General features: G+C 23.0%; 10 protein-coding genes and 2 tRNA genes. 9 read left to right on the plus strand and 3 right to left on the minus strand.

What is annotated here, in order from left to right; genetic code table 11:
• From leuS to DDE61_RS01470, 8 genes are all read left to right on the plus strand, one after another.
• On the plus strand, positions 1–2,793 hold the full coding sequence (gene leuS, locus DDE61_RS00255) for a leucine--tRNA ligase (protein ID WP_110476736.1): 2,793 nt from the start codon (positions 1–3) through the stop codon (positions 2,791–2,793).
• A gap of 72 nt (positions 2,794–2,865) precedes the next feature.
• On the plus strand, positions 2,866–3,717 hold the full coding sequence (locus DDE61_RS00260) for a transketolase (protein ID WP_110473166.1): 852 nt from the start codon (positions 2,866–2,868) through the stop codon (positions 3,715–3,717).
• 6 nt (positions 3,718–3,723) lie between these two features.
• Complete coding sequence (locus DDE61_RS00265) at positions 3,724–4,692, plus strand: transketolase family protein (protein ID WP_110474226.1); 969 nt, start codon at positions 3,724–3,726, stop codon at positions 4,690–4,692.
• A 3-nt stretch (positions 4,693–4,695) separates the two neighbouring features.
• Positions 4,696–4,767: transfer RNA gene (locus DDE61_RS00270), tRNA-Phe, on the plus strand.
• Between the two features lie 36 nt (positions 4,768–4,803).
• Positions 4,804–6,084 carry a serine--tRNA ligase gene (gene serS / locus DDE61_RS00275; protein WP_110476737.1) on the plus strand — a complete coding sequence of 427 codons (1,281 nt, stop codon included), beginning with the start codon at positions 4,804–4,806 and terminating at the stop codon, positions 6,082–6,084.
• Positions 6,063–6,302: a 50S ribosomal protein L28 gene (gene rpmB, locus DDE61_RS00280; RefSeq protein ID WP_110467217.1), complete on the plus strand. Its 240-nt coding sequence runs from the start codon at positions 6,063–6,065 to the stop codon at positions 6,300–6,302. The genes serS and rpmB overlap by 22 nt, the downstream gene beginning before the upstream one ends.
• A complete protein-coding gene (gene rpmG, locus DDE61_RS00285) occupies positions 6,272–6,454 on the plus strand; it encodes a 50S ribosomal protein L33 (RefSeq protein ID WP_012784032.1) in 183 nt (60 codons plus the stop codon). The genes rpmB and rpmG overlap by 31 nt, the downstream gene beginning before the upstream one ends.
• A gap of 1 nt (position 6,455) precedes the next feature.
• Complete coding sequence (locus tag DDE61_RS01470; RefSeq protein ID WP_204352350.1) at positions 6,456–6,626, plus strand: hypothetical protein; 171 nt, start codon at positions 6,456–6,458, stop codon at positions 6,624–6,626.
• A 149-nt stretch (positions 6,627–6,775) separates the two neighbouring features.
• On the opposite strand, the gene DDE61_RS00290 is transcribed toward DDE61_RS01470, so the two are convergent.
• Positions 6,776–6,849 (minus strand) — tRNA-His (locus DDE61_RS00290).
• 98 nt (positions 6,850–6,947) lie between these two features.
• Positions 6,948–7,901, minus strand: a complete 954-nt coding sequence (locus DDE61_RS00295) for an RluA family pseudouridine synthase (protein ID WP_110476738.1) — start codon at positions 7,899–7,901, stop codon at positions 6,948–6,950.
• Positions 7,902–7,959: 58 nt separating this feature from the next.
• Between DDE61_RS00295 and truA the strand changes: the two genes are divergently transcribed.
• Positions 7,960–8,715: a tRNA pseudouridine(38-40) synthase TruA gene (gene truA / locus DDE61_RS00300; protein ID WP_110476739.1), complete on the plus strand. Its 756-nt coding sequence runs from the start codon at positions 7,960–7,962 to the stop codon at positions 8,713–8,715.
• Here the strand turns inward: truA and rpoC are convergent.
• Positions 8,712–13,019, minus strand: coding sequence for a DNA-directed RNA polymerase subunit beta' (rpoC, locus tag DDE61_RS00305; RefSeq protein ID WP_110476740.1), 4,308 nt, complete (start codon positions 13,017–13,019; stop codon positions 8,712–8,714). The two genes, truA and rpoC, sit on opposite strands and share 4 nt — an antisense overlap.
• Positions 13,020–13,021: the final 2 nt, after the last annotated feature.

The raw sequence follows: 13,021 nt of genomic DNA on the forward strand, positions 1-13,021 counted from the left end.
ATGGAATATAATTTTAATAAAATAGAAAAAAAATGGCAAATTTATTGGAAAAAAAAAAAAATTTTCAATAAAAAAATTCTTTATAAGAAAAAAAAATATTATATATTAAATATGTTTCCTTATCCTTCTGGAGAAGGATTACATGTTGGCCATCCAATAGGATATATAGCATCTGATATATATGCACGTTATAAAAATTCTCAAGGAGAGAATGTTATTAATCCAATAGGATTTGACTCATTTGGATTACCTACAGAACAATATTCAATCCAAACAGGAATACATCCTAATATAATGACAAAAATTAATATTAAAAGATATAAAATACAACTATTAAGATTAGGAATCTCTTTTGATTGGGACAGAGAACTAAATACTAGTGATAGTACATATTTTAAATGGACTCAATGGATGTTTATAAAAATGTTTAATTCTTGGTATGATAAAAAATTAGAAAAAGCTAGATCAATTAAAATTTTAATTAATGAATTTAATTTCAATGGAAATAGAAATATTAATGCTTTTTCTACATTTAAAAAACGATTTTCTGCAGATGAATGGAAAAAAAAAAAAAATTTTGAAAAAGAAAAAATTTTACAAAACTATCGTATAGCTTTTTTATCAAAACGATCTGTAAATTGGTGTCCTAAATTAGGGACTGTATTAGCAAATGATGAAATTAAAGAGAATCTCAGTAAAAGAGGAGGTTATCCTGTTTATAAAAAAAGAATGTTACAATGGAGTCTTAGAATAAGTGCATATTCTGAGAGACTTTTAAATGGTTTAAATAAAGTTAATTATCCTGATAATTTAAAAAAATCTCAAAAATCCTGGATAGGAAAAGAATCTGGAATAAAAATATTTTTTTCATTAGAAAAAAATGAAAAAATAAAATTAGAAATTTTTACTATTAAACCATATATGTTATTTGGAGTAACATTTATAATAATTCCATTAGGAAGTTATTTTTTAGAAAGAAAAAAAATAACAAATATTGTTGATAAACAATATATTAATGATGTAAAAAAATATCTTTTAAATTTTTCTCTAAAAGAAAAAGAAATCTCAGGAATATTTACAGGCAATTACGTTTTACATCCATTGACTAAAAAAAAAATTCCAGTTTATATTAGTTCTTTTATAAAAGATGATTATAATTTAAATTCTATTATGTGTGTTCCAGCACATGAAATTAAAAGTTATAAATTTGCTAAAAAATTTGGTATTAAAATACTTGAAGTGTTATCTATAAAAAGTTCTGAAAAGATTTTTTGTATAAATTCTTCATTTTTAAATGGATTAAATTTAAAAAATTCTTTTTTTTTTATAAAAAAAATTTTATTAAACAAAAATTTTGGAAAAAAAAGTATTTCTTTTAAATTAAAAGATGCTGTTTTTTCAAGACAAAGATATTGGGGGGAACCAATTCCAATATATTATGAGAATAATATTCCTAAAACAATAAATAAATTACCTTTATTATTACCATATATGGATTTACCATATATGGATATTTCTCATAATGAGATTAATTCTCCATTAACTCGAGCTAAATTTTGGGCGTGGGATAAAAAAAATAAAAAAATAGTTTATACAAATTTAATAAATAAGAAAACCATTTTTCCTTTAGAAACTAATACGATGCCTAGTTGGGCTGGCTCAAGTTGGTATTATTTCCGATATATGGATCCTAAAAATAAAAATTTTTTTTTAAATAAAAGAAAAGAAAATTATTGGAAAAATGTTGATCTTTATGTAGGAGGAATAGAACATGCTACAGGTCATTTAATTTATGCAAGATTTTGGCATAAATTCTTAAAAGATTATGGATTGGTAAATTCAGAAGAACCTTTTAAAAAAATTATTAATCAAGGAATGATTTTAGTAAAATCTGCTATTATTTATCGTAATAAAAAAAAAAAATATTATATATCATATAGTTTATTAAATTTAAAAAAAAAAAATGATTTTCAAAAAATTAATATAGATATCAAATATATTAAAAATAAGAATGAAGTAGATATAGAAAAAATAAAAACTTGGCGGTCTGAATTGAATAATTCAAAATTTATATTAGATAATGGAAAATTTACATGTAATCGTATACTTGAAAAAATGTCTAAATCTAAATATAATGTAATTAATCCAGATTTTATTTATAATAAATATGGTGCTGATACATTCCGTATGTATGAAATGTTTTTAGGACCATTAGAAAAATCTAAAATCTGGAATATAAAAAATATAGATGGAATCTATAATTTTTTAAAAAAATTTTGGAATTTTTTTCATAAAAAAGGAAAATTTTATGTAGATGAAAATTATCCTTCTAAAGAAGAATTAGAAATTTTATATAAAACTATAAAAAAAATAAAAAATAGTCTAGAATCTTTTTCTTTTAATATACCTATAAGTGAATTTATGATTTTTTTAAATAAATTAATACGTATGAAATGTTATAAAAGACAAATATTAGAACCAATAACTATTTTATTTAGTTTTTATGCTCCTCATATTTCTGAAGAAATATGGTATAAATTAGGTAAAAAAAAATCTATTTATTTTGCTAATTTTCCAAAAAACAATCTAAATTCTCTTTTAGAGAAATATTTTAATTACCCAGTAACATTTAATGGAAAATTTCGTTTTAAAATTAAATTTAAAAAATCTGAACCAATTCAGAAAATTGAAAAAAAATTATTAAACAATGAAAAAATAATTTTGTTTTTAAAAAACAAAAAACCTAAAAAAATATTTATTATTCTGAATAAAATAATTAATATAGTTTTTTAAATTTTAAAGTATAGAATTTTTTTAAAAAAAAATATATTATATATATAATTTAAATATTAAAAATCTCTTTTTATGAGAGAGGATTATAAAAATTTAATAAAACTTTGTACGCAAGTAAGAAGAGATATATTAAGAATGGTATATTTAGCTAATTCTGGTCATCCAGGTGGCTCAATGGGATGTACTGAATATTTTGTAGCTTTATATAAAGTAATAATGAACTATGATACCAAAAATTTTAAAATAGAAGGAAAAAATGAAGATTTATTCTTTCTTTCTAATGGACATATTTCTCCTGTATATTATAGTATCTTATCAAGATGTAATTTCTTTCCTCTTAAAGAATTAAATTCTTTTAGAAAAATTAATTCTCGTTTACAAGGACATCCGACTCCTTCTGAAGGGTTACCAGGGATTAGAATTTCTTCAGGTTCCTTAGGACAAGGAATGTCCGTTGCTATAGGTGCTGCTTTAGCTAAAAAACTTAATGGAGAATCAACAGTAATTTATAGTTTACATGGTGATGGAGAACTTAATGAAGGTCAAATATGGGAAGCAGTTTTATATGCTGGAGCAAAAAAAATAGATAATTATATAGCTACTATAGATAATAATGGTCAACAAATAGATGGAACGACAGATGAAGTTCTAAATTTGGGAAATATTAAAGATAAATTTGAATCTTTTGGATGGTTTGTTTTAGAAGAAAAAAAAGGAAATAAATTAATTAATGTAATTAATGTGTTAAAAAAGGCTAAAAAATTTATTAATAAAAAAAAACCTATATTAATAATTTTAAAAACTAAAATGGGATATGGAGTAGATTTTATGAGTAAAGATAATTCTTGGCATGGAAAAGCTCCTTCTTTTGAAGAGCTACAAAAAGCTTTAATTCAACTTCCCCAAACATTAGAAGATTTTTAAAAAAATATGAAATTATATAAAAATATAGGAATGAGAGAAACTCGTTCCGGATTTGGAGATGCATTATTAAAATTAGGAAAAGAAAATACTAAAATAGTAGCTTTGTGTGCTGATTTGACTAATTCATTATCAATGACAAAATTTTATAAATTATTTCCTTATAGATTTTTTCAAATAGGCATTTCAGAAGCTAATATGATGGGAATTGCAGCTGGACTGACTATTGGAAATTATATTCCTTTTACTGGAACATTTGCCAATTTTGCTACGGCAAGAGTTTATGATCAAATTCGTCAATCAATTGTTTATTCTAAAAAAAATGTTAAAATATGTGCCTCCCATTCTGGGATTTCTTTAGGAGAAGATGGGGCAACTCATCAATCTTTAGAAGATATAGGAATGATGAAAATGTTACCAGGTTTAGTAGTTATAAATACTTGTGATTATAATCAAACATATGCTGCTACAATAGCAATTTCAAAATATATAGGACCTGTTTATTTAAGATTTGGGAGACCTGCAGTACCTAATTTTACTAGTGAGAAAAAACTATTTCAAATAGGAAAAGCAATTATTCTTAATAGAGGAGAAGATGTAACAATAGTTAGTACAGGGCATTTAGTTTGGGAATCTTTAGAAGCCGCTAAATTTTTAAAAAAAGAAGGGATTTCATGTGAAGTAATTAATATACATACAATAAAACCATTAGATGAAGAATCTATTTTAAAATCAGTAAAAAAAACTAAATGTATAATTACTGCAGAAGAACATAATTATTGGGGGGGATTAGGGGAAAGTGTTGCAAGATTATTAAGTTTAAATTATCCTTGTTCACAAGAAATAGTAGCTGTAAATGACACTTTTGGAGAAAGTGGCAAACCATTTGAATTAATGAAAAAATATTCTTTAGATAAAGAAACTATTATTAAAAAAGTAAAAAAAGTAATTAAAAAAAAAAAATTATTAAATTATTAAAATGGTATTTTAGCTCAGTTGGTAGAGCAACGGACTGAAAATCCGTGTGCCCCGGTTCAATTCCGGGAGATACCACCTAAAAAATTCTTAATTTAAGTTTTTTTATTAAAAATGTTGAAATGTTCATTTATAAAAGAAGAAAAAAAAGAAATCTGTAGAAGATTAAAGAAAAAAAATTTTTATAATTTTTTTATTATAAATTTAATTTTAAAAAATGAAAAACAAAAAAAAAAAATAAAATTAAAAATAAATAATTTATTTTTTTATCTAAATTTTTTTTCAAAAAAAATACTTTTGTTTTTAAAAAACAAGTATTTTTTGGAATTAATTAAAAGTTATTCTTTTTTTTTAAAAAAAAAAAGAAAATCTTATAAAAAGATTATTAAAAAAATAAATATTAAATTAATTAATAATCTTATTAAAATTCCTAATATTCCTTCAAAAGAAATTAAAAAAAAAACAAATATTGTTTTATATCAAAATTTTGATAAAAAAAAAATAAAACAAAATTTGTTTCCTCACTGGGAATTAGGAAAAAAATTTAAACTTTTTTGTTTAAAACAAGGATCAATTATATCTGGAAATGGCTTCAATGTATTAATAAATACAGGAGCTTTATATCAACGAAGTTTAATACAATTTTTTTTAGAAAAAAATATTATTTCAGGATATATAGAATATATTCTTCCATTTATTGTAAATAAAAATTCTGTTTATGGAACCGGTCAATTTCCTGATAAAGAAAATCAAATGTATAATATAAATTATGATAATTTAAATTTATATCTTATCCCAACAGGGGAAGTACCATTAATAAATATATTTAAAAATAAAATTTTTAAAGAATCAGAGTTACCTTTAAAAGGAACAACTAATACTTCTTGTTTTAGAAGAGAATCAGGTTCATATGGAACTAATGTTAGAGGATTAAATAGATTACATCAATTTGAGAAAGTAGAAATTGTACAAATTAGTACATGTTATTATTCTTATTATTCATTTTATGAAATGGTTAATCATATTAAATATATATTATTATCATTAAAATTAAAATTTAGAATAATTCAATTATGTGGAAATGAGTTAGGATTTACTTCTGCTTTAACTTATGATTTTGAAGTTTATTCTCCTGGACAAAAAAAATGGTTAGAAGTTAGTTCAGTTTCTAATTGTAGAAATTTTCAATCAAATAGATTAAATATAAAATATCGTTCGATTAAAGGAAATATTCAAGATTGTCATTCTTTAAATGGAAGTTCTTTAGCTATTCCAAGAATTTTTTCAACTTTAATAGAAAATTATCAAAATATAAATTATATTTTAATTCCTAAAGAATTAATTAAATTAATGAAAAGAAAAAAAATAAATATATGTCAAAATTTTGTGAAATAACTTGTCGAAAACCAATAATGGGAAATAAAATTTCACATGCGAATAATAAAATTAAACGCAAATTTTACTTAAATTTAAGTAAAAAACGTTTTTTTTTAACAAAAAAAAATAAATGGATTACTTTAAAGGTTTCTTCTGCCGGAATAAAAATTATTAATAAAATTGGAATTGAAAAAATATTGTTTTTATGTCAAAAAAAAAAATTAGAATTCAAGTAATAATAGAATGTACAGAACATAAAAATAGCGGATTATATGGAACTTCTAGATATATTACTACAAAAAACAAAAAAAATAATCCAGAAAGATTAGAATTAAAAAAATTTAATCCTATTTTAAATAGAAAAACTCTTCATAAAGAAATAAAATAATATGGAAAAAAACTTCAAAAACCATAAAAAAAAAACTATTCAAAAAGAAAAAAAATCATTAAAAAAAATGACAAAAATTATTTTTTTTTTAAAAAAAAAAAATAATTATTCTTTTAAAGAAAAAATTATAAATTCTAATTTAATTGTTCATTGGGTGAACGACCGGAATTGAACAATTAAATTCTAAATTCTAATTTAATTGTTCATTGGGTGAACGACCGGAATTGAACAATTAAATTCTAAATTCTAATTTAATTGTTCATTGGGTGAACGACCGGAATTGAACAATTAAATTCTAAATTCTAATTTAATTGTTCATTGGGTGAACGACCGGAATTGAACCGGCAACCCTTAGAACCACAATCTAATGCTCTAACCAATTGAGCTACGTTCACCATAAAATAAATAACAAAACCATAAAATAAATAACAAAACCATAAAATAAATAACAAAACCATAAAATAAATAACAAAACCATAAAATAAATAACAAACTATAAACAAAAATTCTTAATCTTTTTAATAAGGAATTTAAATTTCTCTGGAATAGGAGAAATCAAATATTTATTTTTTAAATAAATAGGATGTTTAAATTCTAAATAATAAGCATGTAATGCTTGATATTTCAACGTTTTTAAACATTTTTCTAAAAAAATTCTTTCTTTAAAAGAAAGAAAATTTTTATACTTTTTATCTTCTCCATAATTTTTATCATTAAAAATGGGATGCCCAATATATTTTAAATGTACTCTTATTTGATGAGTCCGTCCAGTTTCTAAACTACATTTTAAAAGTGAAAAATATTTAAAGGTTTCTAACACTTTATAATGTGTAATAGCTTGTTTACCTAAACAACCATTAGGAAAAACATTCATATGTGTTTTATTTTTTAAGCATCTTCCTATATTACATATAATAGTTCCTTCTTTTTTAAAAAAAATTCCCCAAACTAAAGTAATATATTTTCTTTTTATTTTATTAAACCAAAATTGTTTTGATATTTTATTTAAAATCTTTTCAGATTTTGAAACTAAAATTAAACCACTTGTTCCTTTATCTATTCTATGTCCTAAAAATGGATAATTATCATTAATATTAATTATTTTTTTATTTTTAAAATAAAAATGTAATCCATTACTAAGAGTCATAGATTTATTGCCATTGCCTGGATGAACTACTAAACCTGATTTTTTATTAATAATTAATATATATTCATCTTCATAAAGAAGATGAAGTTTCATTTTTTGATAATGAAATTTTTTTTTTTTCAAAAAAATTTCAATTACATCATTATTTTTTAATAAATAATTTTTTTTTTTATAAATTTTATTAACAAAAACATTTTTCTTTTTAATTAAATTTTGAAAAAAATTTCTTTTATAAGAAGAAAATTTTTTTTTTAAAAAAAAATCTAATCTTAGATTAATTTCATTTTTTTTAACAAAAATTTTTTTTTCAACATAATATTTTTATTTTAATATTATATATATAAAAATAATTAAGAAATTGAGATTTTTTATAGAAATATCTTATAAAGGATCATCCTTTTTTGGATGGCAAATTCAAAAAAAAAATCTGTCTATACAAGAAACAATAGAAACTTGTTTAAGTTTTTTATTAAAAAAAAAAATAAAAATTATAGGTGCGGGAAGAACAGATACTGGAGTTCATGCTATTCAAATGTTTGCTCATTTTGATTTAACAAAATTAACAAAAAATCATATAAATAATCATTTTCAAAGCAAATTAAATTCTTTTTTACCTTTAAATATAAAAATTATCAATATTTTTTCTGTAAAAAAAAATATTCATGCTCGTTTTAATGCTATAAGTAGAGTTTATGAATATAGGATTTCTTTATCTAAAGATCCTTTTTTATTTAAAACAAGCTGGCAATGGTTATCTAAAAACCAAATAGAATTAAAAATTCTTAAAAAAGGTGCCAATATACTTAAAAAGTATAAAGATTTTAGTAGTTTTTGTAAAGAAAAATCTAAAAAAAATTTATGTGAAATTTCCACTGCAAAATGGATTTTAAAAAAAAATATTTTATATTTTAGAATTGAAGCCAATAGATTTTTAAGAAATATGGTAAGATCTTTAGTTGGAACACTAATTGAATTAGGAATAAAAAAAATTACAATAAAAGATTTTATTAAAATAATAGAAGCAAAAAATAGAAATTTAGCCGGAATAACTGCTCCCCCAAAAGGTCTTTTTTTAATTAAAATTAATTATCCATTAAATATTTTTTTAAATTAATTATCTCCAATGAAAATTTCTTCCTCTTCAGATGAATATTCTGTAAATCCAGTTCCTGCTGGAATTTTTTTACCTACAATAACATTTTCTTTTAATCCATTTAAATAATCAGTTGTCTGACTAATAGCAGCGTCAATTAAAACTTTTGTAGTTTCTTGAAAAGAAGCAGCCGAAAGAAAAGATTTCGTATGTAACGCTGATTTAGTTATTCCTTGAATAATAGGTATAGAGAAAGCCGGAAGGGCCTCTCTATAAGAGATGAGTTTTTTATTTAAACCATTTAAAATTTTATTTTCTTTTTTAATATCAAAAAAATTTATTAATTGACCCTCATAAAATTTTTTAGAATCACCTGAATTTTCAATAAATTTCATTTTAATTATTTTTCTATTTACTTCTAAAAAATCTTCTTTAGATTCAATATTTCCTTCTAAAAAAGGAGAATCTCCTGATTTTATAATTTTTACTTTTATCATCATTTGTTTTACTATAATTTCAAAATGTTTCTCATTAATTTTTACACCTTGTAAACGATATATTTCTTGTATAGCATTAACTAAATATTGTTGAGCAGCTTTCAAACCTTTAATATATAAAATTTTTCTTATTGAAAGATCCCCATCTGATAATGGTTTTCCTGCTTTTATATAATCATATTCTTGAACCATAACTTGTTGATTAAATTTTAACAAATATTTTTTTTTCTTTCCTGATTTAGAAAATAAAATTATTTCTTTCTTTCCTTTTTTAAACTTTCCATAACTAACAATCCCATTTATTTCTGCTACCATTGCAGGATGGAAAGTATATCTTGCTTCAAATAATTCTGATAATTGAGGTAACCCTCCTGTTATATCTCTTGATTTAAAATATTTTATAGGTATTTTTAATAAAATAGTTCCTTCCGTAATTTTTTCTCCATTCTTTACTACTAAATGTGTTCCTACAGTGAGGTTGTAAGTTTTTAAAACTTCATTTTTTTTATTGACTATTTTTAGTCTAGGAATTTGATTTGTTACTTCTGTAATTACTTGTTCTTTAAATCCAGTTTGAGAGTCAATTTCACTTTTAAAATTAATTCCTTTTTCAAGATTTTCATATTTTATATGTCCTGAAATTTCAGCTATAATAACTGCGTTATATGGATCCCAACTACATATAGTTTCATTTTTTTTTAAAAATGTTTTATTTAAAACATATAAAGTTGATCCATATGGAATCCTTTGTTTCATTAAAAGTAATCCCCTACTATTGAATAGTTTCATTTCAGCAAATCTAGAAACTACAATAGTTTCATATTTATTTTTTACTATTTTTATATTTTCATATTCTATATATCCATCATATTTTGCTTTTATTTTTGAAGATTCATATATTTTTCCAGCTGTTCCTCCAACATGGAAAGTTCTAAGAGTCAGTTGAGTGCCAGGTTCCCCAATTGATTGTGCTGCCATCACTCCTACGGCTTCTCCTTTCTTAATTAGAGACCGGTTAGCAAGATTTCTTCCATAACATTTTCTACAAATTCCTATTTCAGACTCACATGTAATAGGAGATCTTACTTCAAGACTATCTAGTTCTGCTTCTTCTAAAAGAAAAACATTTTTTTCATCTATCATTTCAGATGATTTTATTAACAATTTCTTAGTCCTAGGATGAGAAATCTCTTTTAAAGATATTCTCCCTAAAACCCTATTTGACAATGTTTCTATTATTTCATCATTTTTTTTTAATGCAGATACTTTTCTTCCTAATAAGGTTTTACAATCATTTTCTTGTATAATTACATCTTGTGCTGAATCTACTAAACGTCTTGTTAAATATCCAGCATCTGCAGTTTTTAAAGCTGTATCAGCTAGTCCTTTTCTTGCTCCATGTGTAGATATAAAATATTCTAATATAGATAATCCTTCTAAAAAATTAGATAAAATTGGATTTTCTATAATTTCTGAACCTGCCCCTTCAGCCTCACTCTCACTCTCACCCTCACCCTCACCCTCTAAACTAGAACTATATTTTTTAGGTTTAGCCATGAGTCCTCTCATTCCGGCTAATTGACGGATTTGTTCTCTTGAACTTCTAGCTCCAGAATCAAGCATCATATATACAGAATTAAATCCTTGTTTACTTGTTTTCATATAATTAATAACTTTTTCTGTTAATTTCTTATTAGTATTAGTCCATATATCTATTATTTGATTATAACGTTCATTATTAGTTATTAATCCCATATTGTAATGATTTTTAATAATTTCAAGTTTTTTCATTGCTTTTTTAACAAAAATTTTTTTTTCTTTCGGAATAAGTATATCATTTATATTAAAAGATAAACCTCCTTTAAAAGCATGATAATATCCTAATTCTTTTAGAGCATCTAAAAATTTTGCAGTAGTAGGAATATTGGTAATATTTAATATATTAGATATAATTTCTTTTAAAGATTTTTTTGTTAATAATTGATTTATAAATCCTGCTTTGTAAGGAACAATTTTATTAAATAAAACTCTTCCTACTGTAGTTGTTATAAATTTTGTTTTTAATAACCAATCCTTATAATCTAAAATTTTAGCTTTTACTCTAATAATAGCATGAATATTTACAATTTTATTCTGAAAAGCTATTTCAACTTCTTCAAAAGAAGAAAAACACATTCCTTCCCCTTTAATTTTATTTGTTTTAGTAGATTTTAATTTTTTTGTTAAATAATATAATCCTAAAATCATATCTTGTGATGGAACTGTAATTGGGTCTCCATTAGAAGGATTTAAAAGATTTTGTGATGCTAACATTAATAATTTAGCTTCTAAAATAGCTTCAGTTGATAATGGTAAATGAACTGCCATTTGATCTCCATCAAAATCAGCATTAAAGGCTGAACAAACTAATGGATGTAATTGAATAGCCTTGCCATCAATTAATTTAGGTTGAAATGATTGAATTCCTAATCGATGAAGAGTTGGAGCTCTATTTAAAAGAACTGGATGACCTTTTAAAAGATATTCTAATACATCCCATAGAATGGGATGCTTTTGATCTATAAATTTTTTAGCTGATTTTACTGTTTTTACAATTCTTCTGTCAATAAGAATTTTAATAATAAAAGGTTTATAAATTTCAGCTGCTATTTCTTTAGGTAATCCACATTCATGTAATTTTAATTGGGGACCTACTACTATTACTGATCTTGCTGAATAATCTACTCTTTTTCCTAAAAGATTTAGTCTAAAACGACCTTGTTTGCCTTTTAACCCATCAGATAAAGATTTTAATGGTCTATTAGTTTCTGATTTTACTGTTGTAATTTGTTTTGAATTATCAAAAAGAGAATCCACTGCTTCTTGTAACATTCTTTTTTCATTCCGTAATATTATATCAGGAGCTTTCATTGCTATTAATTTTTTTAATCTATTATTTCTAATTATTATTTTTCTATAAAGATCATTTAAATCCGAAGTTGCAAACCTGCCCCCCTCTAAATGAACTAAAGGACGTAATTCTGGAGGAATTACAGGAAGTGTTCTTAACATTAGAGATTCAATTTTTCCTCCTTTTTTTTTTCCTTCTAAAACACCTTCTATTACATTTAGTCTTTTTAAATACTCAATTTTTTTTTGGTAAGTTTTGTAATTGTAAGACTTTTTAATTTTTTTTTTTAAATAAGATCTCAAAAGTTTGAAATCAATATTTTTGAGTAAATATTCTAAACCTTCACCACCCATTTTAGCAATAAATTTTTTAGGATCATCATCAGATAAATTTTGATTTCCTTTTGGAAGAGATTTTATAACTTTTAAATATTCTTCTTCAGTTAAGAATTCTAATTTTTTAAAAGGAAAATTTTTCTTTCTTCGAACACCTTGTTGAAGAACAACATACCGTTCATAATAAATTATCATTTCAAGTTGTTGAGATGATAAGTCTAAAATATATCCAATTTTATTTGGAAGAGATCTAAACCCCCAAATATGGACTATTGGGACTACTAAATTAATATGCCCCATTCTTTCACGACGAACTTTTGTCTCAATTATTTCTACACCACATTTCTTGCATATAAATCCTTTATAACGAAATTTTCCACAAGTACATTCAAAATCTTTAATAGGTCCAAAAATCCGTTCACAAAAAAGACCATCTTTTTCAGGTTTATGAGTCCGATAATTTATTGTTTCTGGTTTTAATACTTCCCCATATGAAGTTTTTAATATATCTGCATAATAAGCTAAACTAATAGTAATTTTATTAAAATAATTAATCTCTTTCTCTTCGTTTCTGTTAATTTTGTTTTTTCTGTTTTCTTTCATAA

The organism is Candidatus Karelsulcia muelleri (genome assembly GCF_003214255.1).
In the GTDB taxonomy this organism is placed as follows: Bacteria; Bacteroidota; Bacteroidia; order Flavobacteriales; family Blattabacteriaceae; genus Karelsulcia; species Karelsulcia muelleri_B.